Genomic DNA, 25,615 nt, shown 5'->3' with positions numbered 1-25,615 from the left:
GCGGTGCTCGATCCGGTGGCCGGCCTGCGCCTGCTCGCCCCCCTCGCCCTCGGGGTGCTGGTGGCGTTGTGCCTCTCCCCGCTCTACCGCGCGCTCGCGACCCGGCGCCGCCAGGCCCTGCTGGTCGACCGCGTCGTCACCGGGCGGGTCGCGCAGCTGTCCGGCCCGGACCGGCGCCGCGCCGTGCGGCACCTGCACCACGAGGCGGGCAACCCCGTGCCCGCCGTCCTCGGGCTCGCCGCCGTCGCCGGGCTGATCACCCTGGTCGCCGCCGTGCTGACCGCGCGCGCCGCGGTGGGCGCCGCCGACCGCCGGGCGCTCATCACGCGGCTGATGGCGGTCGTCGACGACGCCGGGCTCCCGACGCCGTCCTCGGGCTCGGCGGTCCTGGTGGTCGCCGTCGTGGTCTCGGTGCTGCTCGCCCTCGCGATCGCGACGCTCCACGTGGCCACCCTCGACGTCGAGCGCCGCCGCACGATGCCGGTGACCCGGCCGTGGCCGCTGTCGAAACGCCGCACGACGTGGCTCGTCGCCGCGGTCGTCTTCGTCCTGCTGTTCGCGATCGGTCTGGAGAACGGCGCCCTCGCGGCGGGGCTGTTCCTGCTCGGTCACCAGATCACGGTCCGGGCGATGCGCCCGCGGCTGTGCGCGGCGGCCCCGGTCCTGCCCGAGGCGCTGCGCGCGGCCCGGCTGCCCGGCCCGAAGGAGCGCCGACTCATCCGGTCCCGCCGGGGCCCCGCGCCCGGCCTGCCCGGTGCCGCCACCGGGAGCGGCGCCCGGCCGGCCACCGCGGCGCGGCCCAGCGGCGCGGCCGGCGGCGGACCCGACCGCCCGCTCGCGGCCGCCGCGGGCCCGCGCTCCGGCCCGGGCCGCACGCCCCCGCCGCCCCGCTCGACGGCCGCGCCGCGCCCGCCGACCACCGCCACACGCCTGATCGACATGGCGCCGCCCGAGCAGCCGCTCACCCCGCACGACCCGCGGACGGTCGGCGAGTACCAGCTCACCGGCCGGCTCGGGTCCGGCGGGATGGGCACCGTCTACCTCGGCCACCGCGCCGGGACGGCGGGGCAGGTCGCGATCAAGGTCCTCGCCCCGCACCTGCTCGACGACGTCGACGCCCGCACCCGCTTCCTGCGCGAGGGCCAGACGCTGCAGAAGGTCACCGGCGACTACACCGCCCGCGTGCACGGGGTCGGGTTCGACGGGTCGATGCCCTACATCGTCATGGAGCGCCTCGACGGGCCGTCGCTGCACGCGTACGTGTGCGACAGCGGGGCCGTCCGCGACGCCGAGACGCTGACCCGGATGTCGATCGCGCTCGCCCGCGCCCTGGCCGCGCTGCACAACGACGGGATCACCCACCGCGATCTCAAGCCGGGCAACATCCTGCTGACCTCGGCCGGCCCGAAGGTCGTCGACTTCGGCATCGCCCGGGTCGGCGGCCAGACCCACCACACGCCCGCCGGGAACATGGTCGGCACGCCCGGGTACATGGCGCCCGAGCAGGTCACCGGCAACGGGGCCGGCCCGGCCACGGACGTGTGGGCCTGGGCGTGCTGCGTGGTCTTCGCCGCCCGCGGTGACCACCTGTTCGACGGCGAGAACATCGTCGACATCGCCCGGCGCATCCTGGACGGCCCGCCCGCCGACGCCTTCGCGGGCGTCGGCCGGCTCTCCCCGCGCCTCGTGCCGGTCCTGCGCCGCGCCACCGCCCAGGACGCCGCCGACCGCCCGCGGGACGGGGCCGCGCTGCTGCGCCTGCTCGACCGGTCCGGCGCCACCGCGACCGTCGGCAGCTTCGCGTGGGACAAGCTCGTCGGCGCCCGCTGACCCTCGACGGGGGCGAGCGACGCGACGGGGCGGGGTCGGTCCGCTGCTACGGTTCCCCGACGCCGGTGATCGACCCCGAGGAGCGACGCGTGGCCAGCTGGGACGACCTCGTGCTGTGGGTGCGGGTCCGCTACGAGGTGATGGCGCAGGACGCGGAGAGCCTCACGTTCCGGTTGCCCACCGGGGAGGACCGCGACCAGCTCGTCTACGTCCACCACCGGGGCGAGGTCGACGGGCACGACTGGATCCAGATCGAGTCGCCCGTGGCGAAGCTGGACCAGATCGACGCCCGACGGCTCCTGGAACTCGCCGAGGACGCGGTCGTGGGCGGCGCGGCCGCGGTGAACGGCACCGCCGTGTTCCGGCACGCGGCGCCGCTGGAGGACCTGACCTTCGCGGAGTTCGAGGGCCCGTTCCGCCTGGTCACCGCCACGGCCGACCGCCTCGAGCACGCCCTCACCGGCACCGACCACTTCTGAGTCTGGACCCGGGCGGGCCGACCCACCAGGCTGGCTCGCGCAGGAGCCGCCGCCCCGAGGAGAGCCCGCCGTGATCGTCATCAACATCGTCATGCAGATCCGTGCCGAGAAGACCGACGAGTGGCTGGAGCTGGCCGACTCCTACGCGCGCAACGTCAACGCGGAGGAGGGCTGCCTGTACTTCGAGTTCTCCCGCAGCCTCACCGACGAGAACCGCTACGTCTGCATCGAGGGCTTCCGGGACGCCGACGCCGGGTCCACCCACACCTCGCAGCCGTACGTGAAGGAGTTCTTCGAGAAGATGCCGGACCTCGTGGCCGCCCAGCCGCAGATCCTCTACATCGACACGCCCCACGACGGGTTCGGCCCGATGGGCGAGATCCAGCCCCGGTGAGCGAGCTCGAGTTCACCCCGACCCCCGAGCAGTACGCCTGGACGTTCGGCGGGGTCGCCCCGATCCACGAGGTCGACCCGGGCACGGTCCTGCGGTTGTGGTGCGACGACGCCTTCGGCGGGCGCATCCGCGCGGTCACCGACCTGGCGAGCGCGGTGCTCGACCCGCGGTTCCTCAACCCGCAGACCGGGCCGTTCGCGGTCCGCGGCGCGGAGCCGGGCGACACCCTCGCGCTGCACCTGGTCGACCTCACCCCGGCCCGCGACTGGGGCGCCTCCACCCTCGTCCCGTTCTTCGGCGGGCTCACCGGCACCGACCGGACCGCGCTGCTCGACGACCCGCTGCCCGAGCTGACCTGGATCTACGAGCTCGACCGGGCGCGGAACACCGTCACCTTCTCCGCGCGGCGCAGCGACTTCTCGGTCGACCTGCCGGTGGCGCCGATGCTCGGCACGGTCGGGGTCGCCCCGGCGGCCCGCGAGGTGCGCTCCTCGCTCACCCCGGACGCCTTCGGCGGCAACATGGACACCCCGGAGATGCGGGCGGGCGTCACCTGCTACCTCCCGGTGAACGAGCCGGGCGCGATCTTCTCGGTGGGCGACGGGCACTACCGCCAGGGTGAGGGCGAGTCGTGCGGCACCGCGGTCGAGGGCGCGATGGCGGTGACGCTGATCGTGGATCTGGTCAAGGCCGACACCGCGCCCGCCCCGGCGTGGCCGCGGATCGAGAGCGACGACGAGCTGATCACGGTCGGGTCGTCGCGCCCGCTCGAGGACGCCTGGCGGATCGGGCAGAAGGAGATGATCTCCTGGCTCTCCGCGCTGCACGGGCTGGACCGCCTGGACGCCTACGAGCTGCTGACCCAGATCTCGCTGGCCCCGCTGGCCAACGTGGTCGACACCAACTACAGCGCCGTGACCAAGGTGGCCAAGGCGTTCCTGCCCCGCGCCGAGGCCTACGGCGGCCTGCACGCCGACCTGCGCGCCCGCGCGGCGTCACTCTGAGGAGGAGCCGTGGATCTGCAGCTCGCCGGGCGGAAGGCCCTGGTCACCGGGGGCAGCCGGGGGATCGGGCGGGCGGTGGTGGAGAGCCTCGCCGGCGAGGGCGCGCGGGTCGCGTTCTGCGCCCGCGGGGCCGAGGGCGTCGAGTCGGCCGTCTCCGAGCTCACGGCGGCGGGACACGACGTGCGCGGGAGTGCGGTGGACGTCGCCGACGGCGACGCCCTGCGATCCTGGGTGGGCGAGGCCGCCGAGGCGCTCGGCGGGGTCGACGTCGTCGTCGCGAACGTGTCCGCCCTGGCCATCCCGCCGACCGAGGAGAACTGGGAGGCGTCCTTCCGCACCGACATGCTCGGCACGGTGCGCCTCGTCGAGGCGGCGCTGCCGTCCCTCGAGGCCTCCGACGCCGGGTCGATCGTCACGATCTCCAGCGTCTCGGGGCGCGAGATCGACTTCGCCGCCGGACCGTACGGGACCTTCAAGGGCGCGATCGTGCACTACACCCAGGGCCTGGCCCACCAGCTCGCCGGCCGGGTCCGGGCGAACTCGGTGTCGCCCGGGAACACCTACTTCCCCGGCGGGGTCTGGGAGTCGATCGAGTCCGGCGACCCGGAGCTCTACGACCGGGCGCTCGGCCTCAACCCGACCGGTCGTATGGCCCGCCCGGAGGAGATCGCGGTGGCGGTCACGTTCCTCGCCAGTCCGGTCGCGTCCTTCGTCACGGGGACCAACCTCGTCGTGGACGGGGCGCTCACCCGCGGGGTGCAGCTCTAGCGGCCCTAGCGACGCCGGCCCTCGGGCAGGGCGGGGCGCTTGGGCCCGAACACGAGCGTGAGCACGGCCTCCGCGGCGGCCCCGGCCACCGTGACGGCGGCCAGGAGCCCCCGCGCGGTCCAGTCGACGGCGACCTCGACGCCCCGGCGGGCGAGGACCCCGGCCCGGCGCCACGCCGTGACCAGGTCCTCGGTGCGCCGCGCGGGCACGTGTCGCGGGGCGAGGACCAGGTCCGTTCCCGACGACGGGGCGGCGGCGGTCGGCGGGGCGTCCTCGGTGGCGCCACGGGACGCGGAGCGGCGGTGCGGGAGCAGCGGCCCGACGTGCGGGTGCCGGGGCGCGGGGACGTCGGGGGAGAACAGCGCCGGGCCGTCGCCGAAGCGCGCGATGGCGGCCGCCTCCCCCGCGACCAGGTCCGGGCGCCCCGGGTGGTCGGAGCGGTCGGCGCGGTCGGAGGGGCCCGACGGGTCCGACGGCCCCGGCGAGGGGTCGTCCGGCACGTCGGTCATGGCACACCTCTCCACAGCGGTCACGGACGGCGTCGATCGCGGGACGGGGGCGGCGACCAGCGTCGACGACCGGCCGTCCCTGCGCGAGCGGAGGACAGTGTCACCCATCGGAGAGTCACCGGACACCGCTCGCCGCATGTTTCCATCCGGTCACGGAGCGCGCCATGTCCCCCCTGTACCCGCGTGCCCGCGGTGCCGTTGACCACGACGGGGTCCCCTGGCCTGGGGATCCACACGATGTCGGGGCCGGCAGGGGACCGTCGTCGGACGGTGACCGGATCGTGATCCAATCGAGACCGGCGGGAGACCCCGCCGACGTGGACGCGGAGGTGGGCGAGTGGCGGGTGCGCATTCCCGGTCCTCGCGACACGAGCGCCCGGAGCACGCCGAGGTGCCTCCGCCCCCCGCGCCCGACTCCGACGACGGCGCCCGGGACCGCGACTACGGCGAGATCTTCCGGCCGCGCCCGGCCGACGACCCGGCGCCGCCCTCGCCGCCCGTCGGTTTCCCGAACGCGCTGTCGTCCTCGTCCTTCCGTGCCCCCGCCGCGGCGTTCGGCCCGGCGGCCGCGCCGGAGACCCGTGGCGGCGGCGCCGGGCTGCTGACCGGCTCGCGCACCCGCGGCTCCTCGGGACCCACCGCGCTGCAGCCGCCGCCGTCCGTGCCGCCCCCGCCGGCCCGCCCCGCCGGCACCTCCGGCACCGGACGGCCGCCGGCGCGTCCGGTCGTGCACCCATCGCTGCCGGGCTCGCAGCCCGCCCCGTCGCGTCCCGCCGCGCCGGCGTCGTTCACCGGCACCCGTGCCGTCCCCGGGGCCCGCCCCGCTCCGGGTGCTCCGCCCGCCCCCGGTGCTCCGTCGGCTCCGGGTGCTCCGTCGGCCCCGGGTGCTCCGCGCGAGGGGAACCCCCGGACCACCAGAACGGCCGGATCCTCCCCTCGCGGCGGCGAGCCGGCCGGCCGCACGGGGACGGCGCCACGCCCTCCGGCCGCGCCCGGACCCCCGCCGGCCCGCACGGGGTCGGCCCCGATCCGGCCCCCGGCCGGTCCCACACCGCCGCCCGCGCCGACCGGCTCGGCTCCGGCCGGGCCCGCCGCCCCGGGTCGCGCCCCGCAGCCCCGCGGACCGCAGGCACCGGCCGGCCCGTCGGGTCCGGGCCCCGCCCGTCCCGGTGCACCCGCGGGCGCCCCCACCGCGTCGGGCCGCCCCGCGGCGGACGACCGAGCACCCTCGGCGGTCGCCACGAAGGCCGGGCCGCCGGCGGTGCTCGATGATCACGACGACGAGCCCGCCGCCCCGCCCCGGACCCCGGACGGCACCGCCGTCGGACCCGCCGTCACGAAGGCCGCCGACGAGCCGACCACCGCGAAGCCGACCCCGGCCTCGTCCGCGACGACCACCTCGGCCACCTCCTCCACCACCCGCCGGACCGGCACCCCGCAGTCGATGCAGACCCGGGCCGAGCGCCGCGCGGCCGGCAAGGACGGCCTGTCCCGGGCCGCGGGCCGCCGCACGGCGACCGCCGGACGCCGGACCACCGCCACGCCCGCGACCGCCGCGCCCCGGGAGGAGCGCCCCGCCCCGCCGCGCGGCCGTCTCGCCACGGCGGTCGCCGCGCTGGTGACGGCCGTCGCCGCCAAGGTCGCGCTCTGGCCGGGCGGCCCCCACCTCGTGCGCGCGGGCCACTGGGTCGACGACCACGTCCAGCGCTACCTCGACGGCAAGGACGCCGGGTCGCTGCCGGTCGCCGCCCGCCTGTGGCGCCGTCGCCGGCGGATGGGCTACGCGACCGTGGCCACGCTGATCGGCGTCCCGGTGCTGACGCTGGTGCTCGGCTGGCTGCTGATCCCGGTGCCGAACGCGGACTCGGCCGTGGAGAGCCAGCTCAACACGGTCTCCTTCTCCGACGGGACCGTGCTCGCGCGGGTGGCGCCCGGCGAGCAGGGCAACCGGCAGAAGGTCTCGATCGCCCAGGTCCCGCTCCCGGTGCAGCGCGCCGTGCTCTCCGCGGAGGACCGCAGCTTCTACACGAACTCCGGGTTCGACGTCTCCGGCATCGCGTTCGCGGCGTGGAAGCAGCTCACCGGCGGCGCCGGCGGCGGGTCGACGATCACGCAGCAGTACGTGAAGAACGCGATGGTCGGCTCCGAGCACTCCTACTTCCGCAAGTTCCGCGAGCTGATCATCGCCGCGAAGATCACGCAGGAGTACTCGAAGGACCAGGTGCTGGAGAACTACCTCAACAGCATCTACCTCGGCCGCGGCGCCTACGGCATCCAGGCGGCGTCGCAGGCCTACTTCAACAAGCCGGTCGAGGGTCTGACCCCGTCCGAGGGCGCGATGATCGCCGGGCTGATCCAGGCGCCGTCCCAGTGGGACCCGGCCGTCAACCGCGACGGCTCGCAGCGGCGCTGGACCTACGTCATGGACGGCATGGTCAGCTCCGGCTGGCTGTCCCCGACCGAGCGGGCCACGGCGGTCTTCCCGGCGACGGTGCCGCCGCGCAAGGTCGGCAACGGTGTCCCGGACGACGATCGCGGCCACATCTACAACGCGGTCAAGGACGAGCTGGAGACCCTCGGGATCGACGAGGACGCGCTCGTCACCGAGGGCCTGCAGATCCAGACCACGATCGACCCGGAGAAGCAGGAGGACGCGGTCGACTCGGTCCGCGAGGAGCTGGCCGGCAAGCCCGCGAACCTCCGCACCGCGGCCGTCTCGGTCGACCCGCGCACCGGCGCGATCGTCGCCTACTACGGCGGGGACAACGGCTCGGGCCTGGACTACGCCCAGGTCAGGAAGCAGGCCGGCTCGACGTTCAAGCCGTTCGTCCTGCTCGCCGCGCTGCAGCACAGCCCGCCGATCGGGATCAGCACGCAGTTCGACGGGCAGTCCGTGCCCGGGCGGACGGTGCGCAACGTCGACGGGGCGGACTGCAGCAACTGCACGCTCAAGCAGGCCATGACGCTGTCCAACAACGTCGTGTTCACCGCGCTGGGCAACGAGGTCGGGCCGCAGGCGGTCGCCGACGCCGCCCACCAGGCCGGCATCACCGCGAAGCTGGAGAACCCGAACTCCGGCATCTCGCTGGGCAACGCCGAGGTGACGCCGGTCGAGATGGCCGCGGCCTACGCGACGTTCGCCAACGACGGCGTCTACCACAAGCCGCACCTGGTGCAGAAGGTCACGACGGCGAGCGGCGAGGTCCTCTACGACGGCGCGGCCGAGCAGGGCGAGCAGCGCATGGACCCGAAGGTCGCCCGCAACGTCACCGAGGCCATGCGCGACGTCCCGACCTACGACGGCGCCTCGCTCGACGGCGGCCGGCTGTCGGCGGGCAAGACCGGCACGGTGCAGTCGCACGTCGAGGACCAGAACAACGACGCCTGGATGGTCGGGTACACGCCGTCGGTGGTCGCGTCGGTGTGGGTGGGCACGGACGACAACACGCCGATCCGCTACCCCGACGGACGCCCGGTGTACGGGCACGGCATCCCGAGCGACATCTGGCAGACGTTCATGAACGGTGCCTCCCGGGGCACGCCGAAGCAGACGTTCGGCGAGTTCGTGCCGGTCGCGGGCACCGACCCGGGCACGACGGCCACCGGCGAGGGCCAGCAGGCCTCGTCCACCACCGCCTCGCCGACGACGAGCGCGCAGGCACCCAGCACGAGCTCCGCGCCCGCGACGTCCAGCGCGGTCCCGGCCCCCGCGCCCGTGCCGGCGGAGCCCGGCGCCGCGGGCGAGGGCGCCGGGGCGGCCGAGGAACCCGGTGCCGCCGCGGAGCAGCCGGCCGAGCAGCTCGAGGAAGCACCCGGCGACGACGGCTGACCCGCGCCCGGCTCAGCCCGTCCGCGGACGTGGCACCGCCGCGAACGCGGACAGCGCGAACCAGCCGGGCAGCGCGCGTCGTAGCGCCTCCGGCCCCTGTGTGCGGAGCACCCCGCAGGTCAGCGCGTCGTCCCACGACCGGTCACCGCGCCACACCTGCGTGAGACCTCGCAGCGTGCCCGTGATCGTCACGGACACCGGGAGCCCGGGATCGAGGTCGCACACGTCCGCCTCGTGCAGGTCCATCAGCAGCCACCAGTCGCGCACCCCGGGTGCGGTGTCGGAGAAGTGCACGTGCACCACGGTGCGTCCGGGCGGGAGGGCGTCGTGGTGGACGTTGCGGTGCATGTCCCACAGCAGCAGCTGCGGGTCGAGGTCGGGATCGCCCAGGTGCCCGATCCATCGCGTCCCCCACGCGCCGAGGGCCTCGACCACCGCGCGCAGCTCCTCGCCGGCCGGCGTGAGTTCGTAGCGCACCGCGCCCCCCTCGACCCGCCGGTCGACCACCCCCGCACGTCGCAGCTGCTGCAGACGCCGCGACAGCAGCGTCGGGGACATCCGTGGCAGGCCGCGGCGGAGCTCGTTGAAGTGCCGGCTGCCGCACACGAGCTCGCGGACCACGAGCAGGGTCCAGCGCTCGTCCAGCAGCTCCATGGCCTTCGCGACCGGACAGAACTGGTGATACCCGAGTCCCATCCCTCGCAGCGTAGGCATGACGGACGGTGATCGGTACACATCGTGCACTGGTCGAGCCACTCGTCCCTTTCCTACCGTCGGCGGTGTCATCGGCACGAAAGGACACCGACCGTGATCACTCTGGACGATGTGAAGACCCGCCACCGCACGATCTGGGCCGGCGGCGACTACGCCCGCGTGGCCCGCGACCTCATCGCCTCCCTCGGCCCGGTCCTGGTCGACGCCTGCGGCGTCCGGCCGGGCGAGCACGTGCTCGACGTCGCTGCGGGCGCGGGCAACGCCGCGCTTCCGGCAGCACGGGCCGGCGCGTCGGTCGTGGCCAGTGATCTCGTCGACGCCCTGCTCGACCAGGGCCGCGCGGCAGCGGCACGGGAGGGGCTCGACCTGCGCTGGGAGGAAGCCGACGCCGAGGCCCTCCCGTACGACGACGGGAGCTTCGACGTCGTCCTGTCGTGCGTCGGGGCCATGTTCGCCCCGGATCACCGCCGCACCGCCGACGAACTGGTGCGGGTCTGTCGTCCCGGTGGTCGGATCGGGCTGCTGAGCTGGACCCCGGAGGGTTTCGTGGGCCGGATGTTCGCGGCCATGCGGCCGTACGCGCCTGCCCCGCCGCCCGGGGCGCAGCCGCCGGTGCTGTGGGGGCAGGCGTCCCACCTCACGGAGCTCTTCGGCGACCGGGTCGTCGAGGTGACCGCGCACCGCGCCACCGTGCGGATCGACGCCTTCGCCGACGGCGCGGCGTTCCGCGACTTCTTCCGGGCCCACTACGGCCCGACTGTCGCGGTGTACCGGTCGCTGGCCGACGACCCGGACCGCACGGCAGCGCTCGACCGCGACCTCGCCGCGGTCGGCGACGAGGCCCTCGACGACACCGGCGACGGGACGATGTCCTGGGAGTACCTGCTCTGGACCGGCACCCGTGCTCAGGCCGGGTCGGCGAGCTCCCAGTCGGCGTAGTCGAAGCCGGGGGAGACGACGCAGGTCACGAGCACCGCGGCGTCTCCGGCCGGCTCCGCCCGCTGCCAGGTGCCGCCCGGCACGAGGGCCGAGAGCCCGTCGTCGGGACCGAGCCGGTGCTCCACCCCGCCCTCGGCGACGTCGGAGACCCACACCGAGACCGGGCCGCCGCGCTGCCAGAGCCAGAGCTCGTCGGAGCGCACGCGGTGCCAGCCCGAGCGTTCGCCCGGTCCCAGCACGTAGTGGATCGCGGTGGCGGTGGGTCGCTCGCCGGCATCTCCGGCGAGGGTGACGACGGCGGGTGCGGCCCAGATCCGGCGGAACCAGCCGCCCTCGGGGTGCGGCTCGAGGCCGAACTCCTCGGCCAGCTGGGGCCGGTCGGTCACGCCGTCATGTCCAGCGAGGCGACCACCTTCGTCGGGATGATGCGGACGACGAGCTCGCCCGGCACCGCGTTGCGCCGCCCGAACTCCTCGGCGCGGTCGGCCCCCATGTAGCGCCCGCCGAGGGCGGTGGCCGTGCGCAGGAGGTCGTCCGGGTCCTCGGAGAGCTCGACCGTGCCCTGCACCTGGACGAACGCGAACGGCGGCTCCTCCAGGTCGACGCAGAGCGCGACGCGCGGGTCGCGGGCCATCGCCCGGCCCTTGGCGGTGTCCTTGCCGGTGTTGAGGACCAGGGTGTCGTCCTCGAGCAGGAACCAGATCGGGGCGATCAGTGGCCGACCGTCGCTCGCGGTCCAGGCGAGCTTGCCGGTACGGGTGCCGTGGGAGAGGAAGTCGCGGATCGCGGGGTCGGCGAGGTCGGTCATGACGGCGAGCCTAGGGCGCGGGCGAGGCCGCCGACCGCGTTCCGCGCCGTGACCAGCCCACCGACGCACGCACCCACGTCGACCGTGCCGCCCGGAGCGGTGGCCGGGCAGCCGCGGGCGACGTACGCGTCCCGCGCGGCTCCGACCCCGGCCGCCGCCGCGGTGACCGCCGGGTCATCCGGCCGGGCGTTCGCGGCGGTGCGCGCGGTGGACGCGGTCTCCTCGACCCACCGCCCGCAGCGCGGCCAGACCGCGCGCGGGTCGGCGCTCGTGTAGCAGGGGTCGGCGAGGGCCAGGCGCAGCTTGTTCCGGGCGGCGTCCGGCGACCGGTTCTCGACCCCGGGTGCCGCCGCGGCCTCCGAGGACTGCCCGGCCGGGATGTCGGCCGGGGCGGCGTCCGAGCACCCGGCGAGCAGGGCGACCAGCGCGGCGAGGACGACGGAGCCGACGGAGACGACGGTGGCGCGCCTCATCGACCGGTGTCGGCGGGCAGCGAGGCGGCGAGGGCGTCGAGGCCGTCGGCCGGTCCGGTGAGCAGCATCCGCGCATCGTGCGCTCCGCCGTCCAGCCGCGCGAACGCGGGCGGGGGTTCCCACCCGTCGTCGGGGACGACGAGGCGCACCAGGACACGTTCCTCGGGCAGGTGCAGCACCTCCGCCGGCCCGAAGGGCTGCCACCCGCGCGCCCCGGGCGGGGTGAGGTGGATGCCGCGTCGGGCCAGCTTCAGCGTGTAGACGGTCTCGCCCGACAGCAGGCGGGACAGGGCGGTCGCGAGGGCGACGGCGAGCAGGAGCGGGAGCACCAGCGACCACTCCGCGGTGATCTCGGCGACGATCACGACGGCGGTGATCGGGGCCCGGGTGGCCCCCGCGAGGACCGCCGCCATCCCGATGAGGCCGTACGCGCCGGCGGGGCCCGCCACGCCCGGGGCGAGGGCGTCGGCGGCGACGCCGAGCGCGGTGCCGGTCATGGCGCCGAGGAACAGCGAGGGCGCGAAGATGCCGCCCGACCCGCCGACGGCGAGGGTCAGGCTCGTCGCGAGCATCTTGCCCACGAGCAGGAGCAGCAGGAACCCGACCGCGTACTGCCCGGCGACGCCGGCCTGCAGCACCGGGTAGCCGACCCCGTACATCTCCGGCAGGGCCACGAGCAGCAGCCCGACGAGCAGCCCGCCGACCGCGGGGCGCAGCCACTCCGGGCCGCGCCAGAGCGAGTCCGCGAGGTCCTCCATCCCGTAGAGGACCCGGGTGAACGTGACGCCGACCAGGGCGCCGACGAGCCCCACCAACGCGAACAGACCGAACTGGGCGAACGACTCCACCCGAAACGTCGGCAGTTCCAGGAAGGTGCCCGGCGTCTCCAGGACCCGCGCGACGAGGTTCGCGACGACCGACGACGTGCCCACGACGACGACCGAGAGCACCGTGAAGTCCAGCAGGATGATCTCGAGGGCGAACAGCACCCCGGACAGCGGCGCGTTGAAGGTCGCCGCGATCCCGCCGCCCGCACCGCAGGCCACCAGCAGCCGCAGCCGCGACGCCGGCATCCGCATCCACTGCCCCAGGCTCGACCCGATCGCCGACCCGATCTGCACGATCGGCCCCTCGCGCCCGACCGACCCGCCGGTCCCGATCGTCAGCGCCGAGGCGAGCGACTTCACGACGGCGACCCGGGGCCGGATCCGGCCCTCGTTCTCGGCGACCGCGAGCATCACCTCGGGCACGCCGTGCCCGCGGGCCTCGCGGGCGTAGCGGTACACCAGCGGGCCGTAGAGCAGCCCGCCGAGCACCGGCGCCGCGAGCAGGAACCAGCGTCCGAGCTCCGGCCACCACGGCAACGGGGCGCCGGGGGTCGCGGCGTAGTCGGTGGTGCCGGTGACGAGGCGGGTCACCCCGAACACCAGCTCGCGGAACACGACCGCCCCGAGGCCCGCGCCCAGCCCGACCACCACCGCCGCGGCGGCCAGCCCGGCGACCGAGGTGCCCAGCAGGCGCTGCCATCGGGGTGCGGTCACGGCTGGTCACGGTGCCACGGGGTGGTGCCGGCCGCGGCGGCGTCGTCCGGTTCCTGCCCGGATGGGACGGCCGGAGCCTCGTCACCGCGGCCGGTCGCGCAGGGCCGCGTACTCCTCGGGGGTGTCGACGTCGCGGACCGCGGCCAGGTCGGGGTCGGCGGCGCGCAGCCGGTCGTCGGCGAGCAGGTCGGCGGCGCCGAGCTCGCGGACGTCGCTGACCGCGAACAGGTCGCCCGGGCGGCGGGCGCCCGCGGCGAGGAGTCCGGTGGCGCGGGGACCGAGCGTCGTCCGGTACGCCGCCGCGAGCGGCTGGCGGTGCCCGTGGAGCACGGGCAGCGCCACCTCGGCGTCCCCCAGCGCGTCGAGCACGGCGACGACGTAGGCGGGGTGGAGCAGCGGCAGGTCCACCGAACACAGGAACGCGACCTCGCAGCCGGCCCGGCCCGCCGTCGTCAACCCGGTGGCGATGCCCTGCAGCGGCCCGCGGCCCGGCGCGTCGTCGGCGACGGCGAGCACGCGGTCCGACCCCACCGGCCGGGTGGTTCCGGCCGCCGCGACCACGACCACCAGGCCGGGCAGCGCCCCCGTCAGGACCCCGGTCACGTGGTCGAGCAACGTGCCGTCCGCCCAGCTCAGGGCGGCCTTGTCGGTGCCCATGCGGGTCGAGCGGCCGCCCGCGAGGACCACGCCGCCGGCAGTCGTGTGGAACACAGGCCGATTGTTGCGCGGGCGTTGCGTCAATCCACACCCTACGGGGCTCGAGCCGTGGGCCCCATCGTGTGCGGACAGGAGTGAGGACCATGGCCGGCAGGCAGGCAGGCGAGCCCGAGGACGCGCGACGCGGGATGGTCGCGGCGGTGCCCGGCGACGTGCGCGAGGCGGAGGCCGACCGCGAGATGGCCGACGCCGAGCGCGCCGTGGCCACCGGGACGGCCTCCGAGCAGCAGCGGGCCGCCGTCGACCGCATCGCCCACGCGCGGACCCAGGAGGAGCGGCGCAGCCTCTGGCTCGCGGGGGACTAGAGCGCGAGCGTCAGGACGACCGGGAGGGTCACGATCGACCCCACGGTCGTCAGGACGACGGCGGCGGTGCTCTCCCGGTACCAGGTCCGGTACTGCGCCATCAGCACGAACACGGTGGCGGCGTCCGGGAGCGCGCACATCAGCACGATCACCGCCGCCCACGGCGCGGGCACCGCGAACAGGTGCACCGCCGCCACGGCGAGGGCGGGCAGCACCACGAGCTTGAGGACGACGGCGGCGACGATCCCGCCGCGCCGCCCGCCACCCAGGGCCGGGACGGCGCCGCGCAGCAGGATGCCGAGCGCGAAGAGACCGCCCGGGGCCGCCAGGTCGCCGAGGAGCTCGACGGTGGTCGCCACCGGGCGCGGCAGCCGCCACCCGAGGGCGGCGACGGCGAGCCCGAGCACGATCGCCACGACGATCGGGTTGCCCAGCACCCGGCGGGCGACGATGCGGACGAGCAGGCCGCGGGACGACCGGTCGCGGTCCCGGTCGATCAGGGTCGCCGCGACCAGGAAGACCGAGATCGCGACCGCGGTGTGCAGCGTCGAGACGAGCGACGCGGCGAAGCCGGTGGCCGGGCCGAGCACCGCGACCGACAACGGGATGCCCAGGTAGCCGACGTTGCCCCACGACCCGACCGTCCCGACGGCGTTCGCCTCCCGCCAGGGCACCGCCAGCAGTCGGGCCGCACCGACCCCGAGCCCGTAGCCCACCAGCAGCACCCCGAGCGCCACCACGAGGGCGACGCCGGACACGCCCGCGGACAGGTCGGCCTCCGCCACCGAGTCGAAGATCAGGGCGGGCAGCGCCACGTAGTAGACGAGGTCGTTGAGGGTCGCCGCTGCGCCCTCCGAGAACCGCTCCCACCGGGCCGCCACCGCGCCGACGGCGATGACGGCGAAGATCGGGGCGATCGCGAGCAGCAGGGTCGGCAGGTCCACGGACGGCCACTCTCGTCGACGATCCGGGCGTGGTGCGCGGCGTGGGCGCGAGGTCACTTCACGTCGACGCGTGCCGCGGACTCTGCTTGTGTGACCCGTCATGAGCATCCCGTCGGACCTCGAGATCGCCCAGAAGGCGACGTTGAAGCCGCTGGACGACGTCGCCGCGGCCATGGACCTGCCCCAGCACCTGCTGGAGATGCACGGTCGCGACGTCGCCAAGATCGAGCTCGACGCGATCGACGTGATGGCGGACCGCCCCCGGGCCAAGTACGTGGTGGTGACCGCGATCACCCCGACCCCGCTGGGCGAGGGGAAGACGACCACGACGGTCGGGCTGGGGCAGGCGTTCTCGCACGTCGGGAAGCGCGGCGTGGTGGCGATCCGGCAGCCGAGCATGGGGCCGACGTTCGGCATCAAGGGCGGTGCGGCCGGCGGCGGTTACTCCCAGGTCGTGCCGATGGAGAAGTTCAACCTCCACCTCACCGGCGACTTCCACGCGGTCACCAGCGCGCACAACATGCTCTCCGCGGTCCTGGACAACCACCTCTACCAGGGCAACGCCGCCGGGCTCGACCCCTACCGCGTCACCTGGCGCCGCGTGCTCGACGTCAACGACCGCGCGCTGCGCAACGTCGTCACCGGGCTCGGCGGCCGCATGGACGGCGTCCCCCGCGAGTCCGGCTTCGACATCACCTCCGCGTCCGAGGTCATGGCCATCCTCGCGCTGTCGAACTCGCTCGAGGAGATGCGCGCGCGGCTGGGGCGCATCGTCGTGGGCTACACCCCCGACGGCGACGCCGTGACCGCCGAGGACGTCCACGGCGCCGGCTCGATGGCCGCGCTCATGCGCGACGCCCTCAAGCCGAACCTCATGCAGACCCTGGAGAACACGCCGGTCCTGGTGCACGCAGGCCCGTTCGGCAACATCGCGCACGGCAACTCCTCGATCGTGGCCGACCGGATCGGCATCCACGCCGGTGACTTCCTGGTCACCGAGGCCGGTTTCGGCGCCGACATGGGCGCGGAGCGGTTCTTCAACATCAAGTGCCGGGCATCGGGCATGACCCCGGACGCCGCCGTCGTCGTCGCGACCGTGCGGGCGCTCAAGGCGCACAGCGGGAACCACCGGATCGTCGCCGGGAAGGACCTGCCGGAGGCGCTGCTCGCCGAGAACCCCGACGAGGTGCACGCGGGCGGCGCGAACCTGCGCAAGCAGATCGAGAACATGCGCCTGCACGGCGTCTCCCCGGTCGTCTGCATCAACGCCTTCCCCACCGACCACCCCAGCGAGCACGCGGCCATCCGCGAGATCGCCGAGTCCCTCGGGGCCCGGGTCGCGGTCTCCACGCACTTCTCCGACGGCGGGCGTGGCGCGGCCGAGCTGGCCGAGGCGGTCGCGGAGGCGGCGGAGGAGCCCGGCGACTTCCGGCTGCTCTACCCCGACGACGCCCCGCTGCGCGAGAAGATCGAGGCCGTCGCGACGCAGGTCTACGGCGCCGACGGGGTCGACTACGCGCCGGCCGCGAACACCTCGATCGACCTCTACGAGCGCAACGGCTTCTCGAACCTGCCGGTCTGCATCGCGAAGACCCACCTCTCGATCTCGTCGGACCCGAAGCTGCTGGGCGCTCCGACCGGGTGGCGGATGCCGGTGCGCGAGGTCCGGGCGTCGGTCGGCGCGGGCTTCGTCTACCCCATCTGCGGCGACATGCGGACGATGCCGGGCCTGGGCAAGCAGCCCGCGGCGCACTCCATCGACGTGCAGCCCGACGGCACGATCGTGGGGCTCTTCTAGGTGGCGGGCAGCGCCCGCCCGCTCGGCGAGGTGCCGGTCGCGCGGCTCGGGGAGGCGCTCGCCGCGCGGGGCCCCGGCCCCGCGGCCGGGTCCACCGCCGCCGTCACGACGGCGCTCGCGGCCGGGTTGGCGGGCAAGGTGGCGAAGGCGGCGGCGCGCACCGACGCCGCCGCGCTCGGCCTCTCCCACGAGCTCGACACGCTGCGCGCCCGGGCGCTCGGGCTCGCCGACGACGACGTCGCGGCGTACGCGGGGTTCCTCGCCGCCCGGAAGGCGCCGGGCGGCGACGCGGGCGCGACCGAGGCGATCGTCCAGGTCCCGCTCGACGTGCTCGCGGTCGCCGTGCGGGTCGCCGAGATCGCGGCCGCCCTGGTCGAGCACGGTCCCGATGCCCTCTCCGGCGACGCCGTCACCGCGACCCTGCTCGCCGCGTCGGCCGCCGAGGCCGCGTCGTCCCTGGTCGGGATCAACATCGCCGACGGGCCCGAGGCCTGGGCCGACCCGCGCGTCGAGGACGCCGAGGAGCGTGCCGGCGAGGCGCGTCGGCTCGCGGAGCGAGCGGCGTTCTGATGCAGGTCGAGGTCGTCCGCGGCGGGCTCGTCGAGTCCGTGCACGAGGTCTCGCTCGTCGCGCTCGACCCCGCCGGCGATCCCTTCCTGACGGCGGGCGACCCGGGTTGGGTGGTCTACGGGCGGTCCGCGCTCAAGCCCGCCCAGACGGTCGCCGCGCTCCGGGCGGGCGCCGACCTGACCGACGTAGAGGTGGCGATCGCGAGTGCCTCGCACAGCGGCGAGCCGGTGCACCTCGACGCCGTCACCGCGCTGCTGACCCGCCACGGACTGTCCCCGGACGACCTCGGCTGCATCCCGGACCTCCCGCTCGGGGTGGACGCGATGCACGCGTACCTGGCGGCGGGCGGCACCGCCACGCCGCTGGCGATGAACTGTTCGGGCAAGCACGCGGCGATGCTGGTCGCGGCCGGCGGCGACCCGGGCTACCTCGACCCGGAGCACCCGCTGCAGCGTGGCTGCCGGGACGCGCTCGCCGAGCTCGCCGGGCCGGTCCGCGCCGCGAGCACCGACGGCTGCGGCGCCCCCGCGTTCGCCACGACGCTCGCCGACCTCGCGCGGCTGCCGCTCGCCCTGGCGGGCGCGGCCGACCCGGTCGTCGCGCGGGTGGCCGGGGCGATGCGGGCGTACCCGCACCTGGTCGCGGGCACCGGCCGGCTCGACACGGTGCTGATGGACGCCCTGCCCGGTGCGGTCGCGAAGAGCGGGGCGGAGGGCGTGCTCGTCGCCGCCCTGCCCGACGGGTCCGCGGTCGCGGCCAAGGCCGCCGACGGCGCCGCGCGGGCCCTCGGTCCGGCCCTGCTCGCGGTGCTCGACACGGCCGGGATCCCGGTGCCGGACGCGGTCCGCGCCGTGGCCGCACCCGCCGTCGTCGGCGGCGGGCGAGACGTGGGGGAGCTGCGGGTCCGCGCGGACCCCTCCCTGACCGGGTGATGTCTCCAAACGTGTCGGGAGGGCGACGGGGGTGGTGTCGGTTCCGTGTGGGAGCCTGGCCCCGACACCCGCCGGACCCGCCCGAGGAGACCTCATGGCCGTCTGCCTGATCGTGGGCCCGGACGCCGACGTCCGCGAGCGGGTCGCACGCGCCCTGGACCCCGGGTTCGACGTCGTGTGCGGGGTGGTGCCGGGCGACGAGCTGCCCGCCGCCGTCGAGCGCGAGCGGCCCGACCTGGTCCTGGTCGCCGCGGACGCCCCGGAGGGTGGCGCCGGGCCGGGCTGGGTCGCGGTCCTGGAGGCGGTCCGGGCGGCCGCCCCCGACGTCGCGGTCCTGGTGGTCGGAGCGCCGGAGGGCGGGCCGGACGACGAGCACCGCGTGGCCGGACTCGCCCTCGAGCGCGGGGCCAAGGGGTTCCTGCGCGCCGGCGAGGAGACCGGGCCGCGTCCCTTCAGCGCCCGCGGTCGCCGTCCCGCGACCACGGAGCTCTCGCGCCGCGAGCTCGACGTCCTGCTCGGGATGACCGAGGGGCTGTCGAACTCGGAGATCGCGGCGTCGCTGGTGCTCGCCGAGGACACCGTGAAGACCCACGCCCGCCGGCTGTTCCGCAAGCTCGGGGCCGGCGACCGGGCGGACGCCGTCGCGCGGGGCTTCCGCCAGGGCATCCTGCACTGACGCGGGGGGCCGACTTGCATACAAGTCGTTGACCCCTCGCCTCGGGTGTGGTCGGCTGACCGGTCGACGGACGCGGAGGAAGCCGGTGAGATTCCGGCGCGGTCCCGCCACTGTCACCGGGGAGCGGACCCCACGCATGGCCACGGCCGGGAGACCGGCGGGAAGGCCGGGGCGAGCGCCGATCCGGGAGCCAGGAGACTCCGGCCGTCGCGAGGTGCACACCATGCCGACGGCTCCGCGCGGGCCGTCGGAGATCGGGCGAGGAACCCGAGGAAGGCTGCCTGCGATGTCGCACGCCCCGTCACGAGGATCGCTCCGCTCCCTGCGCCGCCGCGGCGCCTGCCCCCGGTCCGCGAGATCGCGGCCGCACGTGCTCGCGGAGCTGCGCAGCGCCCTCGCGCTCGCGTGCCTGGACACCGACGCCACCGTGCCGCTCGACCACCTGGGGGCCGGTCCGCTGCGCTGCCGCGCCGACGTGAGCGCCCGCATCGACACGCTGGCCCGGGCCCTGCTCGAGCGGATGGACGCCGAGGACTGGGACCCCGGCGCCGCGCCGCGCGCGGTGACCTCGGTGCTCGCGGCGTCGGTGCCGGCCGTCGAGGCCGCGCTGCTCCGGGCCGCGGCGGGGAGCGCCCGGCCGGGCGAGGTGCGGTGACGGCGCTCCTGCCCGACGACCCCGCCAGCGACCCGCCGGGGCACGACCTCGCCCACCACGGCGACGCCGAGGTCGGGCCCGGCCTCGTCGACCTCGCCGTCAACGTCCGCGCCGGAACCCCGCCCGCGTGGCTGACCGAGCGGCTCACCGCGTCGCTGGTCGGGCTCGCCGCCTACCCGAACGCGACCGCGGCCCGGGCGGCGGTCGCCGCCGCGCACGGCCGTGACCCGGCGCAGGTGTGGCCGGTGGCGGGGGCGGCGGAGGCGTTCGTGCTGCTCGCCCGAGCCCTGCGCCCCCGTCGGGCCGTCGTCGTGCACCCGCAGTTCACCGAGCCGGAGGCCGCGCTGCGGGCGGCCGGGCACGCCGTCGAGCGCGTGGTGCTCGACGGCGACCTCACGCTGGACGCGGGCGACGTGCCCGAGGAGGCCGACCTCGTCGTCGTCGGGAACCCGACGAACCCCACGTCGGTGCTGCACCCGGCGGCGACCCTGGCGGGGCTCGCCCGGCCGGGCCGGGTCCTCGTCGTCGACGAGGCCTTCGCGGACACCGTGCCCGGGGAGCCGGAGTCGCTCGCCGCGCGGACCGACCTGCCGGGGCTGGTCGTGCTGCGCAGCCTCACCAAGACCTGGGGGCTCGCGGGCCTGCGGGTGGGCTACGTGCTGGCGCCCGAGGAGCTCGTCGCGGCGCTCGCGGCCGCCGCCCCGCCGTGGTCGGTCTCGACCCCCGCGCTCGAGGCGATGCAGGCCTGCACGACGCCGGCGGCCCGGGACGAGGCCGACCGGGCGGCGGTCGCGCTGCGCGGGGACCGGGAGCACCTGCTCGGGCTGCTCGCCGGGCTGGACGGGGTCGAGGTGCGGGGTAGCGACCCCGCCGCGAGCTTCGTGCTGCTGCGGTTCCCCGGCCGCACCGACGTGCGGGGCGCGCTGCGCGACCGCGGCTGGGCGGTCCGGCGCGGCGACACGTTCCCGGGGCTGGACGGCGAGCACGTGCGCGCGGCCGTCCGGGACCGGGCGACCTCGGAGTCGTTCGTCGCGGCGCTGCGGGAGGTGTTGTGAGCCTGGAACCGGGGGATCGGGAGGCGCTGCACCGGGTGCTGGCGGCCCGGCGGGACGTGCGGACGGGCTTCACCACCGAGGCGGTCCCTGACGACGCCCTGCGCCGGGTCCTCGAGGCGGCCCACACGGCGCCGAGCGTCGGCTTCTCGCAGCCGTGGGACTTCCTGGTGCTCCGCGACCCGGACCTGCGGGACGACCTCGCGGCGCTCGCGGCCGAGCAGCGGGCGGCCTTCGCGGCGTCGCTGCCCGCGGCCCGGGCGCGCGCCTTCGCCGGGCTCAAGATCGAGGCGATCCGGGAGGCGCCGCTCGGCGTCGTCGTGACCTGCGACCCCACCCGCGGCGGGCGGCACGTGCTCGGCCGGGCGACGCAGCCCCGGATGGCCGCGCACTCGGTGGCCGGAGCGGTGCAGAACCTGTGGCTGGCCGCGCGGGCCGAGGGCCTCGGCGTCGGGTGGGTGTCGTTCTTCCGCGAACGCGAGCTCGCGGCGCTGCTCGGCGAGCGCGTCGGCCTGCCCCAGCACCTGGAGATCGTCGCGTACCTCTGCGTGGGGCACGTGGACCGGTTCGCCGCGGAACCGGAATTGCAGAGCGCGGGCTGGGCCCGGCGCCGACCGTTGGAGTGGGCCGTGCACGAGGGGACCTGGGGTGCGCACCCCGGCGGGGACGCGCTGGACGACGCGCTGGCGGCGTGCGCGGGGCTGTCCGTGGCCGAGGGCGAGGCGGCCGCGCGGGAGCGGCTGGACCGGATGACGGTGCCGCCGGGGGCGCTCGGGCAGGTGGCCGAGGTCGGGGTGCGGCTCGCCGGGCTGGCCGGGTCGTGCCCGCCGCCGGTGCCGGAACCTGCGGTCGTCGCCGTGTTCGCCGGGGACCACGGGGTGCACGCGCAGGGCGTCACGCCGTGGCCGCAGGAGGTGACCCACCAGATGGTGGCGAACTTCCTCGCCGGGGGCGCCGCGGTGAACGCGTTCGCGCACCAGGTGGGCGCGGAGGTGGTGGTGGTCGACGTCGGGGTGGCGACCACGATCGACGAGGCGCCGGGCCTGCTGCCGCGGAAGGTCCGGCGCGGGACGGCGGACATGACGGCCGGCCCGGCGATGACCCGGGCGGAGGCCCGGGCGGCACTGGTCGCGGGCGTCGAGGTGGCGCGGGACCTCGTGGCCGCGGGCAACAGGCTGCTGGTCACCGGGGACATGGGGATCGCGAACACGACCTCCTCCGCCGCCCTGGTCAGCGCGTTCACCGGGGCGTCGCCCGAGGCCGTCACGGGACGGGGCACCGGGATCGACGACGCGATGCTGGCCCACAAGGCCGCCGTCGTCCGGACCGCGCTGTCGCGGCACGGCCTGCTGCCGGGCCCCGGACCGAGCGAAGGGCCCCTCCGGTCGACTAGTTCGAGCGAAGGGCCCCTCCGCTCGGAACCGGGTGTGGCCGCCGGGACCGGCGAGGGGCGCCCTTCGGCGGATAGATCGAGCGAAGGGCCCCTTCGCTCGGAACCGGGTGCCGCGGCGGACGACCCGCTCGGCGCGCTCGCCGCTGTGGGCGGGCTGGAGATCGCCGGGATCGCGGGGCTGCTGCTGGGCGGGGCGGCGCTGCGGACGCCGGTCGTCGTGGACGGCGTGGTGGCCGGGGCGGCGGCCCTCGTGGCGGCGGCACTGGCCCCGGATGCGTCACACGCGTGGCTGGCGGGGCACCGCTCGGTGGAGCCGGCCCATACGCTGGCGCTGACCCACCTGGGGCTCGAGCCGCTGCTCGACCTCGGGCTGCGGGTCGGCGAGGGGACCGGGGCCCTGCTGGCGGCCCCGGTGGTCGCCGCCGCCGCGCGAGCGCTGGCCGAGGTCGCCACCTTCGACAGCGCCGGGGTCGCCGAGAAGAGCGAGGAGAGTCGTCCGTGAGCACGCTGTACCCCGTCGGGCTCGACCTGACCGGCCGCCGCGTCGTCGTCACCGGTGGGGGGTCGGTGGCCCAACGGCGGGTCGCGGGGCTGCTCGAGGTGGGCGCGGACGTGCACGTCGTCAGCCCGGCCGTCACCACCGCGCTGGAGGCCCTGGCGTCCTCGCGCGAGATCACGTGGGAGCAGCGGACCTACGCGGCGGGCGACCTGGACGGCGCCTGGTACTGCGTCGCGGCCACGGACTCGACCGAGGTCAACGCCGCCGTCGCCGCCGAGGCCGAGGCCGCGCGCGTGTTCTGCGTGCGGGCGGACAGCGCGGAGGAGGGCACGGCCGTGACGCCCGCGGTCGGGCGCTACGACGACGTCACGGTCGGCGTGATCGGCGGGGGCGACCCGCGGCGGGCGGCCGGGGTGCGCGACGGCGTCGTGGAGGCGCTGCGCACCGGCACCCTCGCCGACCGGCGCCACCGCGGCGACCGGAACCCGGGCGTCACCCTGGTCGGCGGCGGCCCGGGCGACGCCGGGCTGATCACCGTCAAGGGCCGGCAGGCGCTGGCGCAGGCCGATGTCGTCGTCACCGACCGTCTCGCGCCGCAGGCCCTGCTCGACGAGCTCCCGCCCGACGTCACCGTCATCGACGCCTCCAAACTCCCCCGCGGGCGCTACATGAGTCAGGACACGATCAACGCGGTCCTGGTCGACGAGGCGCTCGCCGGGAACCGGGTGGTCCGGCTCAAGGGCGGCGACCCGTTCGTCTTCGGGCGGGGCTACGAGGAGATCCAGGCGTGCGCCGCGGCGGGCGTGGCGGTCGACGTCGTCCCCGGCGTCACCAGCGCGATCTCCGTGCCGGCGTTCGCCGGGGTGCCGGTGACCCACCGCGGGATCACCCACGAGTTCGTCGTCGTCTCCGGGCACCTGCCGCCCGGCCACGCGCAGTCCCTGGTCGACTGGGCCGCGCTCGGCCGCCTCACCGGCACGATCGTGCTGCTCATGGCGGTGGAGAACCTCCCGCACATCGCGGAGGCGCTGATCGACGGCGGCCGCGACCCGGAGACCCCGGCGGTCGCGATCCAGGAGGGCGGGCTGCCGGGGGAGTCCACGGTGCGCGCCCCGCTGGCCAAGCTGCCGTCGGCCATCGCGGACGCGGGGCTGCGGCCGCCGGCCGTCGTCGTGATCGGGCCGGTCGCCGACCCGTCGGCCTTCCCCCCGCCCTAGTCGTCCCGGTCCCGGTCGCGCCGGTCCTGGTCCTGCGCGGCCTCGGAGGCCGTCTGCACCTCGATGCTGCCGAACGCCCCGCGCCCGGTGACCTCGACCTGCGGGGCACCGGGCCGCGGGGTGCAGGCGGTGTCGCAGTTCGTGGAGCCGAAGATCGTGGTGCCCGAGGTGGTGGCCTGCGTGCCGTCGGGGACCACGACCTTCGTCGACCCGAACAGCACCCCGACGGACACGTCGGGGGTTCCCGGCGCCACCTGGACGACCTGGCTCCCGAAGACGGCCGCCTGCCCGGTCGAGAACACGCCCGGCGCCACGATCGCGGCGACCCCGATGACGACCGCCGCGATCACCCCCTGGCCGCCGCGCTTCCGGCGGTTCTGCTGGGCCGGGCGGGCATCGTCGTGCCAGGCGGGCTCGACGACGGCGGTCTCCGGCTCGGGGGCCGGCGCCGGTCGCGGTGCCTCGTCGGGGAGGTCCGCCGTCAGGGGTGCGAGGTCGCTGCGGAAGCGGGCTGCGTAGACGGCCTGCGCCCGCTCGTCGTACTCCGCGAGCGTGAGCATCCCGTCGTCGTGGGCCCTCCGGAGGCGCTCGTCGACCTCGCGGCGCTCACGGTCGCCGATCCGCGGTTCCGGCCGGTTCTCCACGGGGCCCATCCTGGCGCGGTTGGCACGACGGGCACCACCACACCTCGCGGGCGAACGGCGCTCCGGAGCCGACGGCGGGCCGGAAGCGGATCAGCGTGCCGCAGCGGTAGCAGGGCCGGTTGGACCGGCCGGTGACCCAGTGGTTCTGCCCCTTGCGCTGCACGCCGGTGGTCGTCATGCCGGTGCCGTGCTCGAGGGAGTGCCGGATCATCTTCCGCCCGAGGGCGAGGAGGGGCTCGAGCGGGACCTCCCCGACCGGCGTCCACGGCCACAACCCGCGCAGGAAGCACAGCTCGACCGCCCAGAGGTTGCCGAAGCCCGCGACCGTGCGTTGGTCGAGGAGGGTCTCGACGACCGGTCGGGCCGGGTCCTTCCCGAGGCGGGCCAGGGCCTCGTCGTGATCGAAGTGGTCCTGGGTGGAGGTCGGCTGCCCGGCGAGGACGTCCGGGCCGAGGTGGCCGACGACGCGGTGCTCGTCGCGGGTCGCGAGCAGGTCCATCACCGGGACCCCGATGGCGACCAGGCTGCGCCCGTCGTCGAGCGTGACCGCCGCCCGGAGCCTCGGGAGGAGGTGCCGCGGCAGGGCGGGGCGGCCGTCGGGGCGGTGCTTGCGCACGATCGTCCACGACCCGTCCATCCGCAGGTGCGAGTGCAGGGTGCGACCGTCGGCGAGCCGGGTCAGCAGGTGCTTGCCGTGGGCCTTCGTGGCGTCGAGGGTCGTCCCGCGCAGGTCGGCCGTGGCGAGGTGGTTGCGGAACTCGGCGCGGGTCACCGTCGCGCCGGCGAGGGTGCTCAGCCGCGCGGCCGCCCGGTGTACGGCGTCGCCCTCCATGCCGCCGGGTGTACCCGGTCCCCCGATGTCAGCACTGCGGCCATGCTGACACTCGACGTCACGAAAGCCGCAACGACGATGCCGCGCGCGGAT

Annotated in this window: 28 protein-coding genes and 1 riboswitch; of the genes, 16 read left to right on the top strand and 12 right to left on the bottom strand. The window is 76.0% G+C overall.

From position 1 onward, the window contains the following. The first annotated feature begins 3 nt into the window (after positions 1-3). From WCD74_RS17900 to WCD74_RS17880, 5 genes are all read left to right on the top strand, one after another. Positions 4-1,830: a serine/threonine-protein kinase gene (locus WCD74_RS17900; RefSeq protein WP_337696222.1), complete on the top strand. Its 1,827-nt coding sequence runs from the start codon at positions 4-6 to the stop codon at positions 1,828-1,830. An 89-nt stretch (positions 1,831-1,919) separates the two neighbouring features. Further along, positions 1,920-2,309: a type III secretion system chaperone family protein gene (locus WCD74_RS17895; RefSeq protein ID WP_337696221.1), complete on the top strand. Its 390-nt coding sequence runs from the start codon at positions 1,920-1,922 to the stop codon at positions 2,307-2,309. A 70-nt stretch (positions 2,310-2,379) separates the two neighbouring features. Then, on the top strand, positions 2,380-2,703 hold the full coding sequence (locus WCD74_RS17890) for a putative quinol monooxygenase (RefSeq protein ID WP_337696220.1): 324 nt from the start codon (positions 2,380-2,382) through the stop codon (positions 2,701-2,703). After that, positions 2,700-3,707, top strand: a complete 1,008-nt coding sequence (locus WCD74_RS17885) for an acetamidase/formamidase family protein (protein ID WP_337696219.1) — start codon at positions 2,700-2,702, stop codon at positions 3,705-3,707. Before WCD74_RS17890 ends, WCD74_RS17885 begins: the two co-directional genes overlap by 4 nt. Positions 3,708-3,716: 9 nt before the next feature. Continuing rightward, positions 3,717-4,475 (top strand): SDR family NAD(P)-dependent oxidoreductase, encoded by a 759-nt coding sequence (locus tag WCD74_RS17880; RefSeq protein ID WP_337696218.1) that lies wholly within the window; start codon positions 3,717-3,719, stop codon positions 4,473-4,475. Between the two features lie 5 nt (positions 4,476-4,480). Here WCD74_RS17880 and WCD74_RS17875 read toward each other — a convergent pair whose 3' ends face one another. From WCD74_RS17875 to WCD74_RS17865, 3 genes are all read right to left on the bottom strand, one after another. Then, the gene (locus WCD74_RS17875) at positions 4,481-4,984 is read right to left on the bottom strand and encodes a hypothetical protein (RefSeq protein ID WP_337696217.1); all 504 of its coding nucleotides are present in this window, start codon (positions 4,982-4,984) and stop codon (positions 4,481-4,483) included. A gap of 441 nt (positions 4,985-5,425) precedes the next feature. Further along, on the bottom strand, positions 5,426-5,782 hold the full coding sequence (locus WCD74_RS17870; RefSeq protein WP_337696216.1) for a hypothetical protein: 357 nt from the start codon (positions 5,780-5,782) through the stop codon (positions 5,426-5,428). 474 nt (positions 5,783-6,256) lie between these two features. After that, complete coding sequence (locus WCD74_RS17865; RefSeq protein ID WP_337696215.1) at positions 6,257-6,418, bottom strand: hypothetical protein; 162 nt, start codon at positions 6,416-6,418, stop codon at positions 6,257-6,259. A gap of 10 nt (positions 6,419-6,428) precedes the next feature. On the opposite strand from WCD74_RS17865, the gene WCD74_RS17860 reads away from it, so the two are divergent. After that, entirely contained in the window at positions 6,429-8,813 is a 2,385-nt protein-coding gene (locus WCD74_RS17860) for a transglycosylase domain-containing protein (RefSeq protein WP_337696214.1), read from the top strand. A 12-nt stretch (positions 8,814-8,825) separates the two neighbouring features. On the opposite strand, the gene WCD74_RS17855 is transcribed toward WCD74_RS17860, so the two are convergent. Beyond that, positions 8,826-9,509 carry a winged helix-turn-helix transcriptional regulator gene (locus WCD74_RS17855; RefSeq protein WP_337696213.1) on the bottom strand — a complete coding sequence of 228 codons (684 nt, stop codon included), beginning with the start codon at positions 9,507-9,509 and terminating at the stop codon, positions 8,826-8,828. A gap of 111 nt (positions 9,510-9,620) precedes the next feature. Here WCD74_RS17855 and WCD74_RS17850 point away from each other — a divergent pair, with 111 nt between their 5' ends. Further along, on the top strand, positions 9,621-10,466 hold the full coding sequence (locus tag WCD74_RS17850; RefSeq protein ID WP_337696212.1) for a class I SAM-dependent methyltransferase: 846 nt from the start codon (positions 9,621-9,623) through the stop codon (positions 10,464-10,466). Here WCD74_RS17850 and WCD74_RS17845 read toward each other — a convergent pair. The 5 genes from WCD74_RS17845 to mobA all read right to left on the bottom strand — a co-directional run bounded on the left by WCD74_RS17845 (position 10,433) and on the right by mobA (position 13,999). Further along, positions 10,433-10,852, bottom strand: a complete 420-nt coding sequence (locus tag WCD74_RS17845; RefSeq protein ID WP_337696211.1) for a cupin domain-containing protein — start codon at positions 10,850-10,852, stop codon at positions 10,433-10,435. The genes WCD74_RS17850 and WCD74_RS17845 overlap by 34 nt on opposite strands. Continuing rightward, positions 10,849-11,274, bottom strand: coding sequence for a PPOX class F420-dependent oxidoreductase (locus WCD74_RS17840; RefSeq protein ID WP_337696210.1), 426 nt, complete (start codon positions 11,272-11,274; stop codon positions 10,849-10,851). Before WCD74_RS17840 ends, WCD74_RS17845 begins: the two co-directional genes overlap by 4 nt. Continuing rightward, positions 11,271-11,747: a hypothetical protein gene (locus WCD74_RS17835; RefSeq protein WP_337696209.1), complete on the bottom strand. Its 477-nt coding sequence runs from the start codon at positions 11,745-11,747 to the stop codon at positions 11,271-11,273. Before WCD74_RS17835 ends, WCD74_RS17840 begins: the two co-directional genes overlap by 4 nt. Continuing rightward, positions 11,744-13,288 (bottom strand): chloride channel protein, encoded by a 1,545-nt coding sequence (locus WCD74_RS17830; RefSeq protein WP_337696208.1) that lies wholly within the window; start codon positions 13,286-13,288, stop codon positions 11,744-11,746. Before WCD74_RS17830 ends, WCD74_RS17835 begins: the two co-directional genes overlap by 4 nt. An 81-nt stretch (positions 13,289-13,369) precedes the next feature. Beyond that, positions 13,370-13,999 (bottom strand): molybdenum cofactor guanylyltransferase, encoded by a 630-nt coding sequence (gene mobA, locus WCD74_RS17825; RefSeq protein WP_337696207.1) that lies wholly within the window; start codon positions 13,997-13,999, stop codon positions 13,370-13,372. 89 nt (positions 14,000-14,088) lie between these two features. On the opposite strand from mobA, the gene WCD74_RS17820 reads away from it, so the two are divergent. Next, the gene (locus WCD74_RS17820) at positions 14,089-14,310 is read left to right on the top strand and encodes a hypothetical protein (RefSeq protein WP_337696206.1); all 222 of its coding nucleotides are present in this window, start codon (positions 14,089-14,091) and stop codon (positions 14,308-14,310) included. On the opposite strand, the gene WCD74_RS17815 is transcribed toward WCD74_RS17820, so the two are convergent. After that, complete coding sequence (locus tag WCD74_RS17815) at positions 14,307-15,254, bottom strand: AEC family transporter (RefSeq protein WP_337696205.1); 948 nt, start codon at positions 15,252-15,254, stop codon at positions 14,307-14,309. The two genes, WCD74_RS17820 and WCD74_RS17815, sit on opposite strands and share 4 nt — an antisense overlap. Before the next feature lie 100 nt (positions 15,255-15,354). Between WCD74_RS17815 and WCD74_RS17810 the strand changes: the two genes are divergently transcribed. From WCD74_RS17810 to cobA, 8 genes are all read left to right on the top strand, one after another. Further along, positions 15,355-17,052, top strand: a complete 1,698-nt coding sequence (locus WCD74_RS17810; protein WP_337696204.1) for a formate--tetrahydrofolate ligase — start codon at positions 15,355-15,357, stop codon at positions 17,050-17,052. Continuing rightward, complete coding sequence (locus tag WCD74_RS17805; protein ID WP_337696203.1) at positions 17,053-17,622, top strand: cyclodeaminase/cyclohydrolase family protein; 570 nt, start codon at positions 17,053-17,055, stop codon at positions 17,620-17,622. Beyond that, complete coding sequence (locus WCD74_RS17800) at positions 17,622-18,554, top strand: asparaginase (protein WP_337696202.1); 933 nt, start codon at positions 17,622-17,624, stop codon at positions 18,552-18,554. The genes WCD74_RS17805 and WCD74_RS17800 overlap by 1 nt, the downstream gene beginning before the upstream one ends. Positions 18,555-18,648: 94 nt before the next feature. Continuing rightward, positions 18,649-19,230, top strand: a complete 582-nt coding sequence (locus WCD74_RS17795; protein WP_337696201.1) for a response regulator transcription factor — start codon at positions 18,649-18,651, stop codon at positions 19,228-19,230. Between the two features lie 76 nt (positions 19,231-19,306). After that, a riboswitch (cobalamin riboswitch) is annotated at positions 19,307-19,430 on the top strand. Positions 19,431-19,600: 170 nt separating this feature from the next. Next, entirely contained in the window at positions 19,601-19,885 is a 285-nt protein-coding gene (locus WCD74_RS17790) for a hypothetical protein (RefSeq protein ID WP_337696200.1), read from the top strand. Continuing rightward, complete coding sequence (cobC, locus tag WCD74_RS17785) at positions 19,882-20,940, top strand: Rv2231c family histidinol phosphate aminotransferase CobC (protein WP_337696199.1); 1,059 nt, start codon at positions 19,882-19,884, stop codon at positions 20,938-20,940. The genes WCD74_RS17790 and cobC overlap by 4 nt, the downstream gene beginning before the upstream one ends. Next, the gene (bluB, locus tag WCD74_RS17780; protein ID WP_337696198.1) at positions 20,937-22,832 is read left to right on the top strand and encodes a 5,6-dimethylbenzimidazole synthase; all 1,896 of its coding nucleotides are present in this window, start codon (positions 20,937-20,939) and stop codon (positions 22,830-22,832) included. The genes cobC and bluB overlap by 4 nt, the downstream gene beginning before the upstream one ends. Next, positions 22,829-24,046: a uroporphyrinogen-III C-methyltransferase gene (gene cobA, locus WCD74_RS17775; RefSeq protein ID WP_337696197.1), complete on the top strand. Its 1,218-nt coding sequence runs from the start codon at positions 22,829-22,831 to the stop codon at positions 24,044-24,046. The genes bluB and cobA overlap by 4 nt, the downstream gene beginning before the upstream one ends. Here the strand turns inward: cobA and WCD74_RS17770 are convergent. After that, complete coding sequence (locus WCD74_RS17770) at positions 24,043-24,690, bottom strand: DUF1707 SHOCT-like domain-containing protein (protein ID WP_337696196.1); 648 nt, start codon at positions 24,688-24,690, stop codon at positions 24,043-24,045. The two genes, cobA and WCD74_RS17770, sit on opposite strands and share 4 nt — an antisense overlap. Next, entirely contained in the window at positions 24,653-25,522 is an 870-nt protein-coding gene (locus WCD74_RS17765; protein ID WP_337696195.1) for a DNA-formamidopyrimidine glycosylase family protein, read from the bottom strand. The genes WCD74_RS17770 and WCD74_RS17765 overlap by 38 nt, the downstream gene beginning before the upstream one ends. Between the last annotated feature and the right edge of the window lie 93 nt (positions 25,523-25,615).

The sequence above is a fragment of the Actinomycetospora aurantiaca genome (genome assembly GCF_037401875.1).
Taxonomy (GTDB): domain Bacteria; phylum Actinomycetota; class Actinomycetes; order Mycobacteriales; family Pseudonocardiaceae; genus Actinomycetospora; species Actinomycetospora aurantiaca.
This window is presented reverse-complemented; position numbering and strand designations above follow the sequence as displayed.

Excerpts from the sequence above, each read along its gene's own strand:
- WCD74_RS17875 (WP_337696217.1), bottom strand. The coding sequence starts at position 4,984 with ATGACCGACGTGCCGGACGACCCCTCGCCGGGGCCGTCGGACCCGTCG.
- WCD74_RS17860 (WP_337696214.1), top strand. The coding sequence starts at position 6,429 with ATGCAGACCCGGGCCGAGCGCCGCGCGGCCGGCAAGGACGGCCTGTCC.
- WCD74_RS17855 (WP_337696213.1), bottom strand. The coding sequence starts at position 9,509 with ATGGGACTCGGGTATCACCAGTTCTGTCCGGTCGCGAAGGCCATGGAG.
- WCD74_RS17840 (WP_337696210.1), bottom strand. The coding sequence starts at position 11,274 with ATGACCGACCTCGCCGACCCCGCGATCCGCGACTTCCTCTCCCACGGC.
- WCD74_RS17835 (WP_337696209.1), bottom strand. The coding sequence starts at position 11,747 with ATGAGGCGCGCCACCGTCGTCTCCGTCGGCTCCGTCGTCCTCGCCGCG.
- WCD74_RS17820 (WP_337696206.1), top strand. The coding sequence starts at position 14,089 with ATGGCCGGCAGGCAGGCAGGCGAGCCCGAGGACGCGCGACGCGGGATG.
- WCD74_RS17810 (WP_337696204.1), top strand. The coding sequence starts at position 15,355 with ATGAGCATCCCGTCGGACCTCGAGATCGCCCAGAAGGCGACGTTGAAG.
- WCD74_RS17800 (WP_337696202.1), top strand. The coding sequence starts at position 17,622 with ATGCAGGTCGAGGTCGTCCGCGGCGGGCTCGTCGAGTCCGTGCACGAG.
- WCD74_RS17795 (WP_337696201.1), top strand. The coding sequence starts at position 18,649 with ATGGCCGTCTGCCTGATCGTGGGCCCGGACGCCGACGTCCGCGAGCGG.
- WCD74_RS17765 (WP_337696195.1), bottom strand. The coding sequence starts at position 25,522 with ATGGAGGGCGACGCCGTACACCGGGCGGCCGCGCGGCTGAGCACCCTC.